Source organism: Mycobacterium sp. SMC-14, from assembly GCF_046250075.1.
GTDB lineage: Bacteria > Actinomycetota > Actinomycetes > Mycobacteriales > Mycobacteriaceae > Mycobacterium.
In genome coordinates this window covers 222243-243144 of the sequence record NZ_CP176429.1, presented here as the reverse complement: position 1 = coordinate 243144, position 20902 = coordinate 222243, and the positions used below count along the sequence as shown (strand labels likewise).

Sequence of the window (20902 nt, the reverse complement as noted above, 5' to 3'; positions counted from 1 at the left end):
GACTAGGTTCCCAGAAACGTCATCGGGTCGTGTAACACCCGGGTGCCGTCGTGCAGGCCGTCCAGGGTGGCCATGTCGGACTCCGACAGCTCGAACGCGAACACGTCCAGATTCGCCGCAACCCGCTCTGGATTCCCAGACCGTGAGATCACCGCGTTGCCGCTCTGTAGATTCCACCGGATCAGGATCTGTGCCGGTGTTCGCCCGTGGGTGGTGGCCAACGCCGTGACCGCGGGGTCATCGAGCAGCCGACCCACCCCCAGCGGGCTGTAAGACTGGGTGACGATGTCGCGGTTTGCGTTGGCGTCGCGCAGTTTTGCTTGGCTGAGCCTCGGATGCAGTTCGATCTGGTTGATCGCCGGGGTCACGCCGGTCTCGTCGATCACCTCGGTCAGGTGTTCCTCGGTGAAGTTGCATACCCCGACCGACTGCACCAGGCCTGCGTCGCGCGCCTCGATCACCGCTTCGAAGCTCTCCACGTATTTGCCCAGCTGCGGGGCCGGCCAGTGGATGAGATACATGTCGATGTAGTCCAGACCAAGCTGCTCCAGGCTGCGTTGGCAGGCCTGCTTGGCAGCGGAGTACCCCTGATTGGACGTACCCAACTTGGTGCTGACGAACAACTCGGAACGCGGAACGCCTGACGCCTCGATCGCCCGTCCCACAACGGCTTCGTTGCCGTAGGACGCGGCGGTGTCGATGAGCCGGCAGCCGCTTTCCAGGGCCGCCAGCACCGATGCCTGCGTCTGCTCGTCGGACAATTTGGCGACCCCCAGCCCCAGCACGGGCATGGCCACCTCGTCATTGAGGGACACTTGGGGAATCGACTTCGAAGTATCCGCAAGGGATTCCAACTCGAAAGAAACCGTCATCTCTTCGACCTACGCATTCCGTTACGTTGCTATCACCAGTTACGTGCCGATCAGCCGGGAAACCCGCTGCTACTAGCCAGTTTTTACCAATCCGGCTATTGCCGCGTCGATGCGGCCACCGAAGCCTCAGCGCTTCCGCATGTCCCGTTCTACCGACACGGCCGAACGGCGGTCAACAAGTGATAGGCAATAAACCGGCCCCGAAGTGAACCCGCTCACAATGTTTCTCGCACGATCGGGCTATTGGGCAATAGCAGCCCAGCCACCTTCACGCTGCAGCATTGCGATCAAGGCGTCGGCAATGCCCGGCGCGGCGGCGACGCACACGTCACCGCTGTCGATTTCCGGGCCGGGCAGCACCACCCGGGCACCGGCCTCGACCGCGATCAGCGCTCCGGCGGCGTAGTCCCACGGCTTGATCCCGTGCTCGTAGTACGCGTCCAGCCTCCCGGCAGCCACCATGCACAGGTCGAGCGCGGCCGATCCGATCCGACGTACATCGCGTACCGCCGGCAACAGCCGGGCAAGCAACTGCGCCTGGGCGGCCCTGCGCCGGGGCGAATACCCGAAGCCGGTGCCCAGCAGCGCCAGCGACAGCTCGCTGACATCGGTGCAGCGCAGCCCAGCGGTGACCTGGCCATCGGTGACCCGTGCACCCAATCCGGCACCGGCAGAATAGATCCGGCCCCCAACCACGTCGGCGACCGCGCCGGCCACCGACACCCCGCCGATCTGCGCTGCCACCGACACCGCGTAAGCCGGGACGCCGTACATGAAGTTGACGGTGCCGTCTATCGGGTCGACCACCCAGGTGACGACACCCGGTTCACGGCCGGAGCCGCTGCCGGAACCTCCGCCTTCCTCACCCAGCACCGCATCACCGGGCCGCAGCCGGGCCAGTCGATCCCGGATGAAGTTCTCGGTCTCGGTGTCCACCACGGTCACCGGATCGGTCGGGCTGCTTTTCGTCTGAACCAGGGCGGAGGATGTCTCGATCCCCTCCGCGCCGAACACCTCGGCGCGTCGGCGCCGGACGAAGGCGGCGGCTTCGGCCACCAGCGTCTCGGCGGTGGTCCTCAACTGCACGGGGTCGCTACGCAGGGGCGCCATCTGCCCATAGCAACACATCCGCGGTGGCTATCGCACCCCCGGCAGGCCCGCAGCGGCTCGGGTATCAGCCGCCGAGACGCCGAAAACCGCTGCGGTGGAACACGATCGGAGCAATCTCTGGATCGACGGTCAATTCACAGACCCGCAGCACCACGATGGTGTGGTCCCCGGCAGGAACCAGCTGTTCGATCGAGCTGCCCAGCCACACCCCGGTTCCCTTGATGAACACCGCGCCGTCGTTGGTCACCGTCTCCAGCCCGGCGAACCGGTCACCGGTCTTGGCGGCCAGGGTGCGCGCCGCCACGTCGTGCGCCTCACCGAGCACGCTGATGCCCAACCGGGGCGAGTCCTTGAGCTTCGGCCAGGTCGACGAGGTGTTCTGCACACAGAACGACACCAACGGAGGTTCCAGCGAAACCGGCACAAACGTGCTCGCCGCCAAGCCGACCCGCACGCCGTCGATCTCGGCGGCCACCGCCACCACACCGGACGGGAAATGCCCGAAGGCTTCCCGTAGCGACGACGGGGTCAGTGGGGTCAGGTTGCTCGCGGAACTCACGTGGGGATTCACCGGGGACCCATTCGCCTCGTCTGATCTGGTCGCCCAGAACCCTACTCGCCGCCCCGTGGCCTCGGCAGATCGGCCAGCTGACGGCCACTTTCCCGGATAGGGACCAACCGGTTGGTTACCCGATTAAAGGACGTAGCTCACATCAGCTTGCACTATGGCTACTGGCGAGTATATTTCAGGTTACGTTACTGGTGGGTAACTTAAGCCTGAGTACCCAACCATCAGGTGGCATTCCATGAGGAGGAAGTAGTGAGCCACTACAAGAGCAATGTCCGTGACCAGGTGTTCAACCTGTTCGAGGTGCTGGGCTTGGACCAGGTCTTCGGCGAAGGCGACTACGCCGACCTGGACATCGACACCGCTCAAGAGATGCTCGGCGAGATGGTCCGCCTGGCCGAGGGCCCGATCGCCGAGTCCTTCGTCGACGGCGACCGCAACCCGCCGGTGTTCGACCCGGCCACCCACTCGGTGACACTGCCCGAGTCCTTCAAGAAGTCGGTGCGCGCCCACCTGGAAGGCGGCTGGGACCGGGTCGGGGTCATCGAGGAGCTCGGCGGCATCCCGATGCCCAAGGTCCTGATGTGGGCCCTGCAGGAGCACATCCTGGGCGCCAACCCGGCGGTGTGGATGTACGGCGGCGGCGCCGGCTTCGCCAACATCTTCTACAACATCGCCACCGAAGAGCAGAAGAAGTGGGCCATCCTGGCCGCCGAGCGCGGCTGGGGTTCGACCATGGTGCTGACCGAGCCGGACGCCGGCTCGGACGTGGGCGCCGGCCGCACCAAGGCCGTCCAGCAGGAGGACGGCTCGTGGCACATCGACGGTGTCAAGCGGTTCATCACCTCGGCTGACTCCGACGACCTGTTCGAGAACATCTTCCACCTGGTGCTGGCCCGCCCGGAGGGCGCCAAGCCCGGCACCAAGGGTCTGTCGCTGTTCTTCGTGCCGAAGTTCCTCTTCGACTTCGAAACCGGTGAGCTCGGCGAGCGCAACGGTGCCTTCGTGACCAACGTCGAGCACAAGATGGGCCTGAAGGTCTCGGCCACCTGTGAGCTGACCTTCGGTCAGCACGGTGTACCGGCCAAGGGCTGGCTGGTCGGCGAGGTGCACAACGGCATCGCGCAGATGTTCGACGTCATCGAGCAGGCCCGGATGATGGTGGGCACCAAGGCCATCGCCACGCTGTCCACCGGTTACCTCAACGCGCTCGAGTACGCCAAGGAGCGGGTGCAGGGCGCTGACCTGACCCAGATGACCGACAAGGCCGCACCGCGGGTGACCATCACCCACCACCCGGACGTCCGCCGGTCGCTGATGACCCAGAAGGCCTACGCCGAGGGTCTGCGCGCGCTGTACATGTTCACCGCCACTTTCCAGGACGAAGCGGTCGCCAAGGCACTGCACGGCGTCGACGCCGATCTGGCGGTCAAGATCAACGACCTGATGCTGCCGATCGTCAAGGGCGTCGGCTCCGAGCAGGCCTACGCCAAGCTCACCGAGAGCCTGCAGACCCTGGGTGGCTCGGGCTTCCTGCAGGACTACCCGATCGAGCAGTACATCCGTGACGCCAAGATCGACTCGCTCTACGAGGGCACCACGGCAATTCAGGCGCAGGACTTCTTCTTCCGCAAGATCATCCGCGACAAGGGCGCCGCGCTGGGCCACGTCGCGGGCGAGATCGAGGCGTTCATCAAGAACGAGACCGGCAACGGGCGGCTCAAGGCCGAGCGGGAGCTGCTGGCCACCGCGCTGGCCGATGTGCAGGGCATGGCGGCCACGCTGACCGGCTACCTGATGGCCGCGCAGGAGGACATCTCCAGCATCTACAAGGTCGGCTTGGGTTCGGTGCGCTTCCTGATGAGCGTCGGCGACCTGATGATCGGCTGGCTGCTGGCCCGCCAGGCCGCGGTGGCGGTGGCGAAGCTCGACGCCGGTGCCGAGGGTGCCGACCGGTCCTTCTACGAGGGCAAGATCGCGGTGGCATCGTTCTTCACCAAGAACTTCCTGCCGTTGCTGACCAGCACTCGCTCGGTGATCGAGGCCATCGACAACGAGATCATGGAACTCGACGAAGCAGCGTTCTAAGCGCTGAGCACAGACCGCGCAGGCCCCCGGGGAGACCCCTTGGGGGCCTGCTGCATTGTCGGGGCTTGGTCCGGACGACGCGGGCTTGTCCTGATTGGTGGGATATATGTCGTAGACGCCACGGGACCGGACAGTCGACACTGATGGCATGACTCGGAAGGTCGTCATTCTCGGCTATCCCGGCATCCAGGCACTGGATGTCTTCGGGCCGGCGGAGGTGTTCGCCACCGCGACGCTCGTTCTGCTTGGTCAGGGCCGCGAGGACGCCGGCTACCAGGTCACGGTGGCGAGCGTCGACGGCGCATCGATCGCCACCAGCAGCGGGCTGGCGCTCACGCCCAGTCCCCTGCCCGCGCCGAGCGAACCCGTCGACACCCTGGTGCTGCCCGGTGGCGTCGGCGTCCACGCGGCGCAGGCCGACCCCGAAACCGTCGAATGGGTTCGCCGCACCTCGGCCCACACCCGACGGGTGGTCAGCGTGTGCACCGGCGCGTTTCTGGCCGCACAGGCGGGCCTGCTCGACGGGTGCCGGGCCACCACGCATTGGGCATTTGCCGACGCGCTGGCCCGCGAGTTCCCGAGCGTCACCGTCGACCCGGAGCCCATCTTCGTGCGCAGTTCGGCGGCGCTGTGGACCGCCGCCGGAGTCACCGCCGGTATCGACCTGGCCCTGGCGTTGGTGGAAGAAGACTATGGAACCGAGGTAGCGCAGACCGCGGCCCGCTGGCTGGTGCTGTATCTGCGGCGCCCCGGCGGCCAGTCCCAATTCGCGGTCCCCGCTTGGCTGCCACGATCCAGGCGCGCGCCCATCCGTGATGTGCAGGAGCTGATCGAATCCGAACCCGGTGGCCCACATCGGATTACCGAGCTGGCGTCCCGAGCCTCGATGAGTCCCCGGCACTTCACCCGGGTCTTCACCGACGAGGTGGGCATGGCACCGGGCGCCTACGTGGAGCGCGTGCGCACCGAGGCCGCACGCCGCCAACTCGAGGAGACCGACGACACCGTCGTCGCGATCGCCGGGCGCTGCGGATTCGGCACCGCGGAAACCCTGCGGCGCACCTTCATCCGCCGGCTCGGCATCTCACCCGATCACTACCGCAAGACCTTCGCCTGAAAGGAAATATCGATGCAGATCGCAGTCGTGCTCTACCCCGGTTTCACCTCGCTGGACTTCATCGGCCCCTACGAGGTGTTGCGCTGGCTTCCGGATGCCCAGGTGCGCTTCGTGTGGCACGAGCCGGGGCCGATCACCGCCGACTCCGGTGTACTGGTGGTCGGCGCAACCCACTCGTTCGACGAGACGCCCTCCCCCGACGTGATTCTGATCCCCGGCGGGATGACGACCATGGAGCACGCCCGCGACGAGAAGCTGCTGGACTGGGTCCGTGCCGCCCACCAGACCGCGACGTGGACGACATCGGTGTGCTCGGGCTCGGTCATTCTGGGCGCCGCCGGGCTGCTCACCGGCAAGCGCGCCACCTCGCACTGGATGGCGCTGCCCGCGCTGAAGACGTTCGGCGCCACCGCCGTCGGCGACGAGCGCATCGTGCACGAGGGGGACATCGTCACCGGTGCGGGGGTGTCAGCCGGTATCGACCTGGGCTTGTGGCTGGCCGGCCAGATCGGCGGCGAGGGCCGCGCCAAGGCGATCCAGTTGTCGGTGGAGTACGACCCGCAGCCGCCATTCGACTCCGGCCACACCTCGAAGGCATCGGTGCAGACCAAGGCGGCGGCCACCGCGCTGATGGCCAGGGAGCTGGCGAAGCCGGCCCAGCTGAAGGCCAGCGCGCTGCTGCTGTGGGATCAGGCGATCGGCGCGGTTCGCAACCGGCGGACCCAAACGGTCCGCCGCTGAATCCCCTCAGTTCAGCGGCGGACCGGGCAGGTTGCTTCGCGGTGCCACCGGGGGCGAGCGGCCACGCGAAGCGAACCGTTGTCTCGACTACCCGGCGACGGCGGCCGTCAAACGTCGACTCCTAGGCCGCTGCCCTCGGCTACCCCTCGAGGATGGCGGCCACGCCCTGGCCTCCAGCGGCGCAGATCGAGATCAGCGCGCGCACCGGCTTGTTCTTTGCAGCACCCTTTTTGGCCGCTTTGGCCTCGGCGATCTGCTTGGCCGCCTGCGCCACGATCCGGCCGCCGGTGGCCGCGAACGGGTGCCCCGAAGCCAGCGAAGAGCCGTTGACGTTGAGCTTGGACCGGTCGATGGCACCCAACGCGGAGTCCAGCCCCAGTCGCTCCTTGCAGTACTCCTCGGACTCCCACGCCGCCAGATGGCACAGGACCGTCGAGGCGAACGCCTCGTGGATCTCGTAGAAGTCGAAGTCCTGCAGGGTCAGCCCGTTGCGGGCCAGCAGCCGCGGCACCGCGTAGGTCGGGGCCATCAGCAGCCCGTCGGCGCCGTTGACGTAGTCCACCGCGGCCGTCTCGGCGTCGACGAAGTACGCCAGCGGGGTCAGCTTGTGCGCCGCGGCCCACTCCTCGCTGGCCAGCAGCGCCACCGACGCGCCATCGGTCAGCGGGGTGGAGTTGCCCGCGGTCATGGTGGCGTCACCGGCCTTCGCGCCGAACACCGGCTTGAGCGTGGCCAGCTTCTCCGGGCTGGACTGCGGCCGCAGATTGTCGTCGCGGTAGAGCCCCTGAAACGGCGTGACAAGGTCGTCGAAGAAGCCGCGGTCGTAAGCGGCGGCCATGTTGCGGTGGCTGGCTGCGGCCAGTTCGTCCTGATCGACCCGCTTGATCCCCATCTGCTTGGTGGTGATGGCCTGGTGCTCGCCCATCGACAGGCCGGTGCGGGTCTCTTTGTTGGCCGGGATTTCCACCCCCAGTGCGGCGGGCAGCTTGCCGGCCAGCTTGAGGCGCTGCAGGTTCGACTTCGACCGGCGCAACGCGAGCAGGGTGCGGCGCAGTTCGTTGCCGACTGCCAGGGGCGCATCCGAGGTGGTGTCCACCCCGCCGGCGGCAGCCACCTCGTAGCGGCCGGCGGCGATCCCGTCGGCAGCGCAGATCGCCGCCTGCAACCCGGTGCCGCAGGCCTGCTGCAGGTCGAATGCCTGCGTGTAGGGCGACAGCGCCGATCCCAGCACCGATTCGCGGATCAGGTTGAAGTCGCGGCTGTGCTTGAGCACCGCCCCACCGATCACCGCGTCCAGCTTCTCGCCGGCCAGGCCGAATCGGTCGACGAGGCCGCCCAGGGCCGCGGTGAACATGTCCTGGTTGGACGCATTCGCGTAGGCGCCGTCGGAGCGCGCGAACGGAATGCGGTTGCCCCCGAGGACGGCGACACGGCGTCGTGTGCCGGCGGTTGCCTCGGCCGGTTTAGTAGCAGATGTAGATGCCACGATCTCTCGTCTCTGATGGTGGGTCCCCCCGCATTGCCGGGGACGGTCGGGCTGATACTACCCAGTATTCTTACTCTGGAGTAAGTTCGTTGTCGACACCGTAGCCCGCACCAGGCACGTCCCCACATGGAAGGCAGCTCAGTGGCTCCCAAGCTCTCCTCGGACCTGTTGTCCCAGCTCCTCAACTCCGCACCCGGATCGTTCCTGTCCAAGCAGCTGGGCGTTCCGCAGGCCGAGACCCTGCGCCGCTACCGGGTCGGCGAGCCGGCGCTGGCCGGACCCCTGCTGATCGGCGGGTCGGGCCGGATGGCCGAGCCGCTGCGGGCCGCACTCGCCGACGACTACGAGCTGGTCGGCGACAACCTGGGCGGCCGTTGGGCCGACTCGTTCGGCGGACTGGTCTTCGACGCCACCGGCATCACCTCGCCCGCCGGGCTGACCGAGCTGCATGAGTTCTTCACCCCGCTGCTGCGCAACGTGGGCCGCTGTGGCCGCCTGGTGGTCGTCGGTACCACCCCCTCCGCGACTGGCAGCGCCGACGAGCAGATCGCCCAACGCGCCCTGGAGGGCTTCACCCGCTCCCTAGGCAAGGAGCTGCAGCGCGGCGCCACCGTGCAGCTGGTGTACCTGTCGCCGGACGCCAAGCCCGGGGCCACCGGCCTGGAATCGACGTTGCGATTCATCCTCTCGGCCCGCTCGGCCTACGTCGACGGCCAGGTGTTCTACGTGGGCGCCGACGACGCGACCGCGCCCGCCGACTGGGACCGTCCGCTGGAGGGCAAGGTCGCGATCATCACCGGTGCGGCGCGCGGCATCGGCGCCACCATCGCCGAGGTGTTCGCCCGCGACGGTGCCAAGGTGGTGGCGATCGACGTGCCGCAAGCCGCCGAGGCACTGGAGAAGACGGCCTCCCGCGTGGGCGGGACCGCGCTGGCACTGGACGTCACTGCCGACGACGCGGTGGACCAGATCGCAGCGCACCTGGCTGAGCACCATGGGGGCAAGGCCGATGTGCTGGTCAACAACGCCGGCATCACCCGCGACAAGTTGCTGGCCAACATGGACGACGCTCGATGGAACGCGGTTCTGGCGGTCAACCTGCTTGCGCCGCAGCGTCTTACCGAAGGGCTGGTCGCCAATGGCAGCATCGGCGAGGGCGGCCGGGTGATCGGCCTGTCGTCGATGGCCGGCATCGCGGGCAACCGCGGCCAGACCAACTACGCGGCCACCAAGGCCGGCATGATCGGCCTGACCGAAGCACTGGCTCCGACGCTCGCCAAGAAGGGCATCACGATCAATGCCGTCGCCCCCGGATTCATCGAAACCGAGATGACGGCGGCGATCCCGCTTGCCACCCGCGAGGTCGGCCGTCGGCTCAACTCGCTGTTCCAGGGTGGTCAGCCCGTCGATGTCGCCGAGTTGATCGGCTACTTCGCCAGCCCGGCGTCGAATGCGGTGACCGGCAACACCATTCGGGTCTGCGGCCAAGCCATGTTGGGGGCGTGAGACCCATGTCCCAACCCAGTGGCATGAGGAACATGGTGCGCGCGGTCGCCGGGGCGCTGCCCTTCGTTCCGCGCACACAATCCCTGCCGAACCGGACGCTGCGGGTCGACGAGCTGACCATCGACCCCGGCCACGTCGCGGCATACGCCGCCGTCACCGGGCTGCGTTTCGCCGACCAGGTCCCGCTGACCTATCCCTTCGCGCTGACGTTCCCGACGGTGATGGAGCTGGCGACCGGGTTCGACTTCCCGTTCGCCGCTATGGGCTCGGTGCACACCGAGAACCGAATCGTCCGCCACCGGCCGATCGCCGTCACCGACACCGTCGGAGTGACGGTGCGGGCCGAGAACCTGCGGGAGCACCGCAAGGGCCTGCTGGTCGACATCGTCACCGACATCAACGTGGGCAATGACCCTGCCTGGCATCAGGTGACGACCTTCCTTCATCAGCAGCGCACCAGCCTGTCCGACGAGCCGAAGCCGCCGCCGGCCAAGCAACCCAAACTGGGCCCGCCCAGTGCCGTGCTGCGGGTCACCCCGGGACGGATTCGGCGCTACGCGTCGGCCGGCGGCGATCACAACCCGATCCACACCAGCTCGATCGGCGCCAAGCTGTTCGGCTTCCCTACCGCGATAGCGCACGGGATGTTCTCCGCGGCAACGGTGCTGGCCAACGTCGAAGGCACGCTTCCGGACGCAGTGGACTACACGGTGCGGTTCGGCAAGCCGATGTTGCTGCCGGCCAGCCCCGGCCTCTATATCGACAAGGTCGAGGGCGGCTGGGACCTGGCACTGCGCAACGTTGCCAAGGGCTACCCCTATCTGACCGGGTCGGTACGGGCGCTGTAAGCGATTCGCCGGGCGCACACCCGGCAATTCCCGGCCTCCCCAACTAGTTGACAAAGCAACTATCAGCGCTATCCCGGACGTTAGTTGCTAAGTCAACTAGCTGGGGAGGCTGTTGGAGATGATGGACTTCGCGCTGCTGCCGCGCCGGTAATGGCGGCCGGCGGCGGGGCGCCGTCGGCCGAACCCGGAGCCGGATCCCTGGTCGGACAGGCCGCCGCGGGGGGCGTGGCCGGCGCCGCCGGGGCCGGTCGCGTCCCCCGCTCAGCGAAGGTCCCGGCCACCGCCGTCACCACCGACCGCGAGGCGCCCGAACCGCTCCGGCAGGACCTGGGCGCGGCCGCCGAAAGACCGGAATCGGTGCAGCACTGGCACACCGACAAGGCGCACCTGGAAAATCTGTTGGATGTGCTGTCGACACCACCGGGCGTCCACGCCGTGCATCTGTCCGACGGCGACGTCTGATCGGGCAGTCAGTCAGCAACCGGAAGGCCGGCCGCCCTCAACAGGTTGGCCTTGCTGGCCTCCCAGCGAGTACTGACCACCTCGATACCCCAGACCGGGATCGACATCACCAGGCCGCGGACCACCACCATCACCGTGTCCATATAGGCCGGCGCGGAGAAGCCCGGGGCAGCACCGGGTAACGCTTCGGCGGACGCCACCGCCAGGCCATAGATGTGCTGCTCCAACGACTTCACCGTCTCGGCGACCTGTGAATCCGTCCAACACGCAGCCCACAGGTGAGCCACCGAAAGTGCGTGCGGGGTAGTGAATTCGCGCCAGATCAGGTCGAGGTAGCCCTCCAGGTCAAGAGTGGCGGCCGCGGCCGTCTCCTGGAAGTGGATGCGGGCCTGATTCGCCAACTCGAAGGCGAGCTGGGCGACCGCCGCTGTGACCAGGTCATCGCGGGTCGGGAAGTGATACATCACCGTGCTTTGCGAGACGTTCGCGGCGCCGGCGACCCGGCGCGTGGTCACCGCGACAACCCCTTCGGTCCGCAGCAGTTCGACCGCAGCGCCCACCAGTGCCTGACGCGTCGCGGCGCGCTGCTCGGCCCGCGTACCAATTTTCATTGGGATTCCCCTATTGCGTTGACATCTCTGTCACAGCTAATCTGACTGATCAGATGAACGGTCAATTAGGGCTCGGTCGTCATTTCCGCTGTTCAGGCCTGAAGACCTTGCCATGAGGCAATTGTAAGGACACTCCGATGACCTTCGCGTTTCGTCTCGACAACACCAGCCGGCCGTTCCACGCGCTCGCCGTACCGCTGGCCATCACCTCCGCCGTCTCCCTGGGTGCGATCCCCGCCCTGAACCCCGCAGTAACAGCCGGGGCGAAAGCGGTTGCGGCCCAAGTAAAATTGTTGGACACCGAGGCGTGGATCATGGGCGGCAGCGGCCTGCCGATCCCGCCCCAGAGCTACATGGACGCGCTCTTTGCCCGCTACATCGACCCCACCACACCGTTCTTCGACGGCCAGCCCCGCTATCCGGTGGATGCGGTGAACGGCCTGGTCACACCGGAAGGCCTCTACCCCAACAGCGGTGTCAAGAGCCTGGAACTGGATCCGTCGCTCGCCCAGGGCGTCACCATCCTGCACGACACGATCAACAAGCAGATCGCGGAGGGGAACAAGCTCGTCATACTGGGCTACTCGCAGAGCAGCACCATTTCCACCGTCGTGATGCGCGATCTGTTGGCGCTGCCCGCCGACCAACAGCCGACCGCCGACCAGCTGTCCTTCGTGCTGCTCGGCGCCCCCAACAATCCCAACGGCGGCTTGTTCGAACGTTTCAATGTCTTAGACGACGGCAGCTACCCGACCATCCCGAGCCTGGGCATCACGTTCAACGGCGCAATCCCGGAGGACGCCCCGTGGGCTACCAGCGTCTACACCCTGGAATACGACGGCTACGCCGACTTCCCGAAATACCCGATCAATTTCCTCGCCGACCTCAACGCTGTCCTGGGCATCATCTACGAGCACACGATCTACCCAAACCTGACCGCCGAGCAGCTGGGGACGGCCATCGAATTGCCGATGAGCGAGGGCTACGACGGAAACACCCAGTACTTCATGATTCCCAGCGAGATATTGCCGCTGTTGATGCCCCTGCAGTCGATCCCGGTCCTCGGCATGCCGCTCTACGACCTATTGGAACCGGCTATGCGCGTCCTGGTGAACCTTGGCTACGGCAGCATCACCGATGGCTGGTCCTCCGGCCCGGCCGATGTCGCCTCCACGTTCGAGTTGTTCCCGACAGACCTCAACTGGGGTGAGGTTCTGACGGCTCTAGCCAACGGGGCGCAGGAGGGCTGGACCAACTTCGTCGACGATCTGTCGAATCTGTCCTTCCCCAGTGCAGCCGATTTCCTGGGCGACTCGGCGGGCGACCTCACGTCGTTCGCGCTGCCCAGCCTGACCGAAATCGTCAACACGTTCAGCAGTATCGCGTCGACGGCGTACGCCGCGCTGCTTCCGACCGCCGACATCCTCAACGCGCTACTCACCACCGCACCGGCGTACGCGTTCGATGTGTTCGCCCAGGAACTCGCCGAAGGAGACATCCTTAACGCTGTCGGTCTGCCGATCGCCGGCATCATCGGGTTGGGCACGCTGGGCGCCGGTTTCGAATTCCTCGCACTCAACGGCGCGATCCGGGACATCACCGCCGACCTCCAGAGCCTCTTCACGGCCTGAGGCCGCGCCGGGCTACCCGGCCGCGACGGTGTCGGCGCCGTCGCGGCCGCCGGGCGCTTCTTTGAGGCCGCGCCAGAACAGGTCGATCATCAGCTCGCCGGCTTCGTCGACGCCGGTGTCACCGGTGCTGACCCGGCTGGCGATCGCCTCGCCGGCGCCCACCAGCGCGACCGCCATCAAGTCGAAGTCGACGCCCGGTTCGGGCTTACGCGTGCCGGCCCGCAGCAGTCGGCCGACCAGCTCGATGATTCGCTCGCGGCCTTCACGCACGGTGTGGGCGAACGCCTGCGAACTGGTGGCCTGGGTGTACATCACGATCCACGACGCCCGGTTGGCGTCGATATAGCGCAAAAATGCCCGAATGGTATTGCGCAGCATGTCTTTCGGGGGCTGCTGAAAGTCGATCTCGGTGCGCACCGACTCGACGAAGCGGCGCAGTTCGCGGTCCAGGCATGCCCCGAACAACTCTTCCTTGGAGCCGTAATACAGATAGAGCATCGGCTTGGAGATCTGCGCGGCCGCGGCGATCGAATCCATCGACGTCTCGTGGTAGCCGTTGATCGAGAACATCTGCACCGCGGCGTCGAGCATCTGCTGTTCGCGCACGGCCCGCGGTAACCGTTTGCTACCAGCTGCCATCGCCTCGAGGTCCTTCCGCGCTCCCCCTCGGCACGATCTTACCGAAGAGTAACTTGTGTGCTTGCCCGCGCCGCCGGAATTAACCGTGGCAGTGCGTACCGGGTTTCTTGACCGCAGCCACCCGAGCCAGCGAGGCCTCGACGGCCTCCTGCTTCAGCTCACCGGCCGACACCGCCTGCTCCAGCCTGTCCAGCACCGCCGGCACCTCGTCGGTGGTGACCCACAGTGCGATGTCGACTCCTGCCTGCAGGCTGCGCAGCACCGCTTCGGCGACCCCGTAGTGCTCGGTGATGGCCGCCATCGACGACAGGTCGTCGCTGAACACCGGACCGTCGAACGCCGGGCCGTGATAGTCGGTGCCGGTGCGCAGCAGCTTGACCGCGGCCGGGCTCAGGCTGGCGGGATCCTCGGTCAGTCCGGGTACCTCCAGGTGGCCCATCATCACTGCCACCGGTGCCTGGGTGACCAGCGTGCGGTAGGGCACCAGGTCGTTGTCCTGCAGCTGTGCCAGGGGCGGCGTGACGACCGCGCCGGCGGTGTGGGAGTCACCGGAACCGTGGCCGTGGCCGGGGAAGTGCTTGAGCACCGGCAGCAGCCCGGCGTCCCGCAGACCCTGCGCGTACGCGCCGGCGTACTCGGTGACCTTGGCGGGGTCCGAGCCGAACGAACGGTCACCGATCACGGTGTCGTCGTCGGTGTCGGAATCCACCACGTCGACGACGGGCGCGAAGTCGACGGTGATGCCCAGCTCAGCCATCTTGCGGCCCCGTTCGGCGGCCAGCTCACGTACCTGCGCGGCGCTGCTGGTCTGCGCCAGCTCCTTCGCCGACGGCGACTTCCCGATCAGCGACGACAGCCGAGACACCCGGCCGCCCTCCTCGTCCACGCTGACCGCCAGCGGCAGTGGACCGGTGGGCGCCTGGCTTTCCTTGATCTCCTTGAGAGAACCGTCGGTGAGCATGGACAGCTCGGTCCAGCTGCCGATGAAGATGCCGCCGACGTGGTGGTCGGTGACCACTGCGCGGGCGTCGGCCGCATCACGGACCCCCACCATCACCAGCTGTGCCAGCTTGTCGCGGACCGACAGGGCCGACACCTGCTCACACACCGGATCCACCGGCGGCGCAGCCGTCGCGGTGTCCGACGGCGTCGACGAGGACGCCTCAGACGAGGGCGCCTCGTCACGGTGCGAGCACGAGGTCACGAGGGCTGGCAGCAGCGCGGCGGCGAGTAGCAGACCGGGCAGTTGTCGAGTCAGTGATCCAGGCATCGCACCATGCTGTCACGGCCGGAACCGTCGGGCTCATGCGGCGGTCCCAGCCTCGCCTCTCCTACGTCGAGCCTCACTGAACCGCCGGGTACACAAGGCCCACATGCTACGTTGGCGGTCAGGGGCCAGCGGGGGCTGATATTGACGGCCCCTGATCTACGTCACGAGAGTGCAGAAGGAGCCTGACCATGCCTCGGTTCGTGGTGCCGGCCGCTATAAGCATCGTCGTGGGGGTGTTGCTGGGTGCGGCGGCCGTCTTCGGGGTCACGCTGATGGTGCAACAAGACACCAAGCCGCAGATCGCCGGAGGCGACCCGCAGTCCTCGGTGCTGAACAGGGTGGAATACGGCAACCGCGGCTGACCTGCGGACGCCGGCAGCGCCCGAGCGTCCGCCGGAAAGGCCGCAGGCTGTGACACCGTTGTCCCGGCGCTGGTTGTGGCTGGTCGGCGCCGTCGCTCTGACTTTCAGCCTGCTACAGGCTCCCGGCCGGATCTCTCCGGACACCAAGCTCGATCTGACCATCGCTCCGCTGCGCTTCCTGGCTCGTGCCGCCAATCTGTGGAGCAGCGAACTGCCGTTCGGTCAGGTGCAGAACCAGGCGTACGGCTACCTGTTCCCGCACGGCACCTTCTTCCTGGCCGGTGACCTGCTGGGACTCCCCGGCTGGATCGTTCAGCGGCTCTGGTGGGCGGTGCTGCTCACGGTGGGGTTCTGGGGTCTGCTGCGGGTCGCCGAGACGTTGCGGATCGGGACGCCCACGGCGCGGTTGATCGGCGCCGCCGCGTTCGCCCTGTCGCCGCGAGTGCTCACCACCCTGGGGTCGATCTCGTCGGAGACGCTGCCGATGATGCTGGCCCCCTGGGTGCTGCTGCCGGTCATCCGGGCGCTCGGCGCGCCGCGTGATCCGAACCAGGACGCCCCGGAACGACCCGCTCGGGTGCTGGCCGGCCAGGCTGGGGTCGCGGTGGCCTTGATGGGCGCCGTGAACGCGGTCGCGACGCTGGCGGGGTGCCTGCCGGCGATGATCTGGTGGCTGTGTCATCGCCCGAACCGGCGCTGGTGGCGGTTCTCCGGCTGGTGGCTGCTAGCACTGGCACTGGCGGTGACCTGGTGGGTGGTGGCCCTGCTGCTGCTCGGCCGGGTCAGCCCGCCGTTCCTGGACTTCATCGAATCGGCCGGCGTCACCACCCGCTGGACGTCGCTGACCGAGATGCTGCGCGGCACCCACAGCTGGACTCCGTTCGTCGCGCCGAATGCCACCGCCGGGGCGCCACTGGTCACCCGCCCGGTGATGATCCTGGGCACCTGCCTGGTCGCGGCCGCAGGTCTGGCCGGACTGACCGGCCTGCTGTCTCGGCGGGCGCCCGGCGCCGGACGGCTGGTCACCATGCTGCTGATTGGGATGACGCTGCTGGCCATCGGCTATGCCGGCGGGCTGGGCTCGCCGCTGGCCCACTCGGTGCAGGCCTTCCTCGACGGAGCCGGAGCGCCGCTGCGCAACCTGCACAAGCTCGAGTCGGTGATTCGGATCCCGGTGGTCCTGGGGCTCACCCATCTGCTGGGCCGCATCCCGCTGCCGGGCAGCGCGCCGGCGCTGGTGTGGCGGCGCGCGTTCGTCCACCCCGAGCACCACAAGTCGGCCGCGGTCGGCCTGGTGGTCCTGACGGCGCTGATGGTCTCCACGTCACTGGCCTGGACCGGCCGGCTCGCCCCGTCGGGGACATTCAGCGCGCTGCCGCAGTATTGGCGCGACGCCGCCACCTGGCTCGCCGAACACAACGGTGGCGGCCCCACGCCGGGCCGGGTGCTGGTGGCGCCGGGCGCGCCGTTCGCCACCCAGACCTGGGGCACCAGCCACGACGAAACCCTACAGGTTCTCGACGTCGGACCGTGGGGAGTGCGCGACTCGATCCCGCTGACCCCGCCGCAGACCATCCGGGCACTCGACTCGGTGCAGCGCCTGTTCGCCGCCGGCCGCCCGTCGGCCGGGCTGGCCGACACCCTGATCCGACAAGGCATCTCCTATCTGGTGGTGCGCAACGATCTGGACCCCGACACCTCGCGGTCGGCTCGGCCACTGCTGGTGCACCGCGCTGTCGACGGCTCGCCGGGGTTGCAACGGGTGGCCCAATTCGGCGATCCGGTCGGGTCGGGCACGGTCCCGGGATTCGTCTCCGACAGCGGTCTGCGGCCGGCCTATCCGGCGATCGAGATCTACCGGGTCGGTGACCCGGGGGCCGTCGCAAACCCGGGCGCGCCGTACCTGGCCGACCTTGACGCGATGCCGCGGGTCGACGGAGGCCCCGAGGTGTTGCTGCGACTCGACGAACACCGACGGTTGCGCGGTGAGCCGGTGCTGGGTCCGGTGCTGATGACCGCTGACGCGCGGCGCGCGGACTTGGGCACACCGGTAGTCACCGTCACCGACACGCCCCTGGCCCGCGAGACCGACTACGGCCGGGTCGATGACCACTCGTCGACGATCCGGGCGGCCGGCGACGCCCGGCACACGCTGAGCCGGGTGCCGGACTATCCGACACCCGGCGCCAGCACGGTGTTCGGCGGCTGGCTCGGAGGCCGGCTCACCGCCTCCAGCTCGTCCTCGGACGCCACCACGCTGCCCGACGTCGCGCCGTCGACCTCACCGGCCGCCGCCATCGACAGCGACTCGGGCACCGCCTGGGTGTCCAACGCCCTGCAGTCGGCGGTCGGGCAATGGCTGCAGGTGGACTTCGATCACCCGCTGACCAACGGCACCATCACCTTGACGCCCAGCGCCACGGCCGTCGGCGCGCAGGTGCGCCGGATCCAGATCTCCACGGTCAACGGCACCACCACGCTGCGGTTCGACCGCGCCGGCGAGCCCCTGATCGCTGCGCTGCCCTACGGCGAGACACCCTGGGTGCGGATCACCGCATCGGGCACCGACGACGGCTCCCCGGGCGTCCAGTTCGGCATCACCGATTTGGCGATCACCCAGTACGACGCCTCGGGCTTCGCGCATCCGGTCGACCTGCGCCACACGGCCCTGGTTCCCGCGCCACCGGCGGGCGCCCAGGTGGCGCAGTGGGACTTGGGGGCGGGCTTGCCGGGCCGGACCGGTTGCGCGACGGCCGACGGCACGGTGCGCTGCGCGGCGTCGATGATGTTGGAGCCCGAGGAGCCCGCCAGCTTCAGCCGCACCCTGAACGTGCCGCGGCCCATGTCGGTGACCCCGACCGTTTGGGTGCGGCCGCGTCAGGGACCGAACCTGGTCGACCTGATCGCCGAGCCGGGCACCCTGCGGGCCCGCGGTGACGCCGACGTGCTCGACGTGCTGGGGTCGGCGTATGCCGCCGCCGACGGTGACCCGGGCACGGCATGGACCGCGTCGCAGCGAGTGGTCGCGCACCGATCCCCGCCGACCCTGACCATCACCTTGCCGCGACCGGTCAAGGTGACCGGAGTGCGGTTCACTCCCAGTCAGTCCCCACTGCCGGCGCATCCCACGCTGGTGGCCATCGACCTGGGATCCGGTCCCCAAGTCCGGGACCTGGCGGAATCCGACGATCAGCGGGTGCGCTTGCTGCCGCGGGTCACCGACACCGTCACCATCAGCCTGCTGGGTTGGGAGGACGTGATCGACCGCACCGCGATCGGCTTCGACCAGCTCAAACCACCGGGGCTGGCCGAGGTCAGTGTGCTCGGCGCCGACGGACGTCCCGTTGCTCCCGCCGATCCCGCCCGCAACCGGTCGCGTCCGGTCCACATCGACTGCGACCGCGGCCCGATCATCGCGATCGCCGGCCGGTTCGTGCACACCTCGATCACCACCACGGTCGGTGCGCTGCTCGACGACAAGCCGGTGGCGGCGCAGGCGTGCGACCAGCGTCCGATCGCGTTGCCGCCCGGCGCGCAGGAATTGATGATCAGCCCGGGTCCGGCTTTCGTCGTCGATGGCGCGACGCTGTCCGGACCATCAGCAGCCACCGGGGCGTCCGCGACGACACCCGCGGTCCTCGGCACGTGGGGCTCGGACCGTCGTGAGGTGACGGTGCCGGCCGCGGCGACCGCTCGAGTGCTGGTCGTTCCGGAGAGCATCAACGGCGGGTGGGTGGCCCGCACGTCGGACGGCACCCGCTTGGCTCCGGTGGCGGTCAATGGATGGCAGCAGGGCTTTGTGCTGCCCCCGGCCACCGACGGCGCGATCACCCTGACATTCGGGCCCAATCGGATGTACCGACTCGGGATGGCCGGCGGTCTGGCTCTGCTACCGCTGCTGGCGTTGCTGGCCTGGTGGCCGGCGCGGCGGACCCGTGATCCCGGCCCGCCGGTGCAGCCCTGGGGGCCGAGCCGCCGCGTGGCGGCGACCGGTGCGCTGACGGTCGGATTCTTGATCGCCGGGATCACCGGCGCAGCGGTGCTCGGGGCCGCGATGGCGTTGCTGATCGCGTTGCGGCATCGGCAGCGCGCCTTTGATGTGGCCCGGCTCGGGTTGAGCGCCGGCGGCCTGATCACGGCGGGTGCGATGCTGTGCCGGCATCCTTGGCGGTCGGTGGACGGCTATGCCGGCCATTCCGCGGGAGTGCAATTAGCGGCCCTGGTCTCGGTGGCGGTCCTGGCGGCCACGGCGGTGGTTGCGAGGCCGACGGAGTCGGGCGAAGCAGACCAGCGCCCATAAACACGGCGGTGGTTACGCGCGGTGGTCGCAAGCGCGACGGAGTCGAGGGCAGCGGGCCACCGCAATAGGCCCAGCCGACGGAGTCGGACGAAGCAGACCAGCGCCCATAACCCGCGCGCCACATCCGCACCGCGCGTACCGTCGGCCCGCCATTGTGTGTTGTTCGAATCGGATATTGACGGCGCTATCACCGACGGACCAACCGGCGGGCGATAGCGCATGCGCTAGCCGATCCGAACAGCTCTACGTGGTTCCATCACGAGGCAGGTGAGTCCCCTGCGGCGCCCGGGACTACTGCGCGGCTTCGAGCTTCTCGATCTGCGTGTTGAACAGCTTCACCAGATCATCGGCGTGCGAGGAGTCCTCGGATCCGTCGCTCTCCATGCGCAAACCGATGTCGTTGCTGGTCGCAACCACGAGCACCCCGCGGTAGTAACCGGAGATGGTGGAGGCGGTGATCGAGATCGGCAACCGGATGGCGGCCTTGCTCGCGCTCGTGATGACCGTCGCGACCGCCCACGGTGGCACCCCATCGGCGTCCAGCGGATTCATCTGGATGTCGGTGGTCACCGAACGCCCACCCTGCTCGAAGGTCTGCTTGAACGTCTGGCACTTCTCCACGTACCGCTTGAGGTTCGGGTGATCCGGCGTCAGGGCCAGTCGCACCCGCATCGTGTGCAGACCGCCGGGCTGCAGCTTGGCCAGTGTCGCCGTCGCCGTCTGGGTGGCCGAGGAGGGGCTGGAGTAGAAGTCGGCGCATTCGGGCGGGTCGACCGTCAGATTCGGCATATCCGAGGGCGCGTCGCCGGCGCTGTTCACCCCGCTGATCCACTTCCCGCCGGACGGGTCCGGGAAGGAGGACCGCTCCACGAGCATCTCCGACGTGAGGTCTTTGATGTCCGGCTTGCTAGACGGCTTGTCCTCCGTCGTGAGTCGGCCGCCCAGGCTCAGAACCAGACCGGCGACCACCACAACCACCACTGCAGCCGCCGCCAGCGACAGCCACAACACCTTGCGTGACCTGGGCTCGGGCGCCGGCCCCGGCCACGGCGCACCATAGGGCGGGTAGCCCCCGGGGGCCACGCCGGCAGCGTCGTCCTCCACCCACAGCGGCCAGCCCGGAGGCAGGGGCGGCCACGTCGGATCAGGCGCCCAATTGGCGTCCGGTGCCCAGCCAGGCGGCGCAGGCGGCCAGGTGGGCGGTGGGTTGAAACGCATCGGGCAACTCCCGTATCGATGTACTGACGCTGGCTCGTGGCGAGCCTACGCGGTTCGATGGTGGCAGGCTGGA

Annotated in this window: 17 protein-coding genes; 9 read left to right on the top strand and 8 right to left on the bottom strand. The window is 68.1% G+C overall.

What is annotated here, in order from left to right; translation table 11 throughout:
• Nucleotides 1-2: 2 nt before the first annotated feature.
• The 3 genes from ACKY0W_RS01150 to ACKY0W_RS01140 all read right to left on the bottom strand — a co-directional run bounded on the left by ACKY0W_RS01150 (nucleotide 3) and on the right by ACKY0W_RS01140 (nucleotide 2523).
• The gene (locus ACKY0W_RS01150; protein WP_409436038.1) at nucleotides 3-872 is read right to left on the bottom strand and encodes an aldo/keto reductase; all 870 of its coding nucleotides are present in this window, start codon (nucleotides 870-872) and stop codon (nucleotides 3-5) included.
• Nucleotides 873-1112: 240 nt separating this feature from the next.
• Complete coding sequence (locus tag ACKY0W_RS01145) at nucleotides 1113-1982, bottom strand: inositol monophosphatase family protein (RefSeq protein ID WP_409436037.1); 870 nt, start codon at nucleotides 1980-1982, stop codon at nucleotides 1113-1115.
• 64 nt (nucleotides 1983-2046) lie between these two features.
• The gene (locus ACKY0W_RS01140; protein WP_409437911.1) at nucleotides 2047-2523 is read right to left on the bottom strand and encodes a flavin reductase family protein; all 477 of its coding nucleotides are present in this window, start codon (nucleotides 2521-2523) and stop codon (nucleotides 2047-2049) included.
• Between the two features lie 279 nt (nucleotides 2524-2802).
• On the opposite strand from ACKY0W_RS01140, the gene ACKY0W_RS01135 reads away from it, so the two are divergent.
• The 3 genes from ACKY0W_RS01135 (at nucleotide 2803) to ACKY0W_RS01125 (ending at nucleotide 6496) form a co-directional block, all read left to right on the top strand.
• On the top strand, nucleotides 2803-4638 hold the full coding sequence (locus ACKY0W_RS01135) for an acyl-CoA dehydrogenase (protein WP_409436036.1): 1836 nt from the start codon (nucleotides 2803-2805) through the stop codon (nucleotides 4636-4638).
• A 148-nt stretch (nucleotides 4639-4786) separates the two neighbouring features.
• The gene (locus ACKY0W_RS01130; protein ID WP_409436035.1) at nucleotides 4787-5755 is read left to right on the top strand and encodes a GlxA family transcriptional regulator; all 969 of its coding nucleotides are present in this window, start codon (nucleotides 4787-4789) and stop codon (nucleotides 5753-5755) included.
• Nucleotides 5756-5767: 12 nt separating this feature from the next.
• On the top strand, nucleotides 5768-6496 hold the full coding sequence (locus ACKY0W_RS01125) for a DJ-1/PfpI family protein (RefSeq protein ID WP_409436034.1): 729 nt from the start codon (nucleotides 5768-5770) through the stop codon (nucleotides 6494-6496).
• 139 nt (nucleotides 6497-6635) lie between these two features.
• Here ACKY0W_RS01125 and ACKY0W_RS01120 read toward each other — a convergent pair whose 3' ends face one another.
• Nucleotides 6636-7982, bottom strand: coding sequence for an acetyl-CoA C-acetyltransferase (locus tag ACKY0W_RS01120; protein ID WP_409436033.1), 1347 nt, complete (start codon nucleotides 7980-7982; stop codon nucleotides 6636-6638).
• Between the two features lie 141 nt (nucleotides 7983-8123).
• On the opposite strand from ACKY0W_RS01120, the gene ACKY0W_RS01115 reads away from it, so the two are divergent.
• From ACKY0W_RS01115 to ACKY0W_RS01105, 3 genes are all read left to right on the top strand, one after another.
• A complete protein-coding gene (locus ACKY0W_RS01115; RefSeq protein WP_409436032.1) occupies nucleotides 8124-9488 on the top strand; it encodes a 3-oxoacyl-ACP reductase in 1365 nt (454 codons plus the stop codon).
• Between the two features lie 5 nt (nucleotides 9489-9493).
• A complete protein-coding gene (locus ACKY0W_RS01110) occupies nucleotides 9494-10336 on the top strand; it encodes a MaoC/PaaZ C-terminal domain-containing protein (RefSeq protein ID WP_409436031.1) in 843 nt (280 codons plus the stop codon).
• 150 nt (nucleotides 10337-10486) lie between these two features.
• Nucleotides 10487-10798: a hypothetical protein gene (locus ACKY0W_RS01105; RefSeq protein ID WP_409436030.1), complete on the top strand. Its 312-nt coding sequence runs from the start codon at nucleotides 10487-10489 to the stop codon at nucleotides 10796-10798.
• An 8-nt stretch (nucleotides 10799-10806) separates the two neighbouring features.
• On the opposite strand, the gene ACKY0W_RS01100 is transcribed toward ACKY0W_RS01105, so the two are convergent.
• Complete coding sequence (locus ACKY0W_RS01100) at nucleotides 10807-11409, bottom strand: TetR/AcrR family transcriptional regulator (RefSeq protein WP_409436029.1); 603 nt, start codon at nucleotides 11407-11409, stop codon at nucleotides 10807-10809.
• Nucleotides 11410-11546: 137 nt separating this feature from the next.
• On the opposite strand from ACKY0W_RS01100, the gene ACKY0W_RS01095 reads away from it, so the two are divergent.
• Nucleotides 11547-13040 carry a PE-PPE domain-containing protein gene (locus ACKY0W_RS01095; RefSeq protein ID WP_409436028.1) on the top strand — a complete coding sequence of 498 codons (1494 nt, stop codon included), beginning with the start codon at nucleotides 11547-11549 and terminating at the stop codon, nucleotides 13038-13040.
• Nucleotides 13041-13052: 12 nt separating this feature from the next.
• Here ACKY0W_RS01095 and ACKY0W_RS01090 read toward each other — a convergent pair whose 3' ends face one another.
• Together ACKY0W_RS01090 and ACKY0W_RS01085 are read right to left on the bottom strand one after the other, a co-directional pair.
• Nucleotides 13053-13679, bottom strand: coding sequence for a TetR/AcrR family transcriptional regulator (locus tag ACKY0W_RS01090; protein WP_409436027.1), 627 nt, complete (start codon nucleotides 13677-13679; stop codon nucleotides 13053-13055).
• A gap of 79 nt (nucleotides 13680-13758) precedes the next feature.
• Nucleotides 13759-14949, bottom strand: coding sequence for a glycoside hydrolase family 3 N-terminal domain-containing protein (locus tag ACKY0W_RS01085; RefSeq protein WP_409436026.1), 1191 nt, complete (start codon nucleotides 14947-14949; stop codon nucleotides 13759-13761).
• Between the two features lie 188 nt (nucleotides 14950-15137).
• Between ACKY0W_RS01085 and ACKY0W_RS01080 the strand changes: the two genes are divergently transcribed.
• Together ACKY0W_RS01080 and ACKY0W_RS01075 are read left to right on the top strand one after the other, a co-directional pair.
• Nucleotides 15138-15311 (top strand): DUF2613 domain-containing protein, encoded by a 174-nt coding sequence (locus ACKY0W_RS01080; protein ID WP_013827163.1) that lies wholly within the window; start codon nucleotides 15138-15140, stop codon nucleotides 15309-15311.
• Nucleotides 15312-15360: 49 nt separating this feature from the next.
• Nucleotides 15361-19611, top strand: a complete 4251-nt coding sequence (locus tag ACKY0W_RS01075) for an alpha-(1->3)-arabinofuranosyltransferase family protein (RefSeq protein WP_409436025.1) — start codon at nucleotides 15361-15363, stop codon at nucleotides 19609-19611.
• A gap of 291 nt (nucleotides 19612-19902) precedes the next feature.
• Here ACKY0W_RS01075 and ACKY0W_RS01070 read toward each other — a convergent pair whose 3' ends face one another.
• Nucleotides 19903-20829 (bottom strand): hypothetical protein, encoded by a 927-nt coding sequence (locus tag ACKY0W_RS01070; RefSeq protein WP_409436024.1) that lies wholly within the window; start codon nucleotides 20827-20829, stop codon nucleotides 19903-19905.
• Nucleotides 20830-20902: the final 73 nt, after the last annotated feature.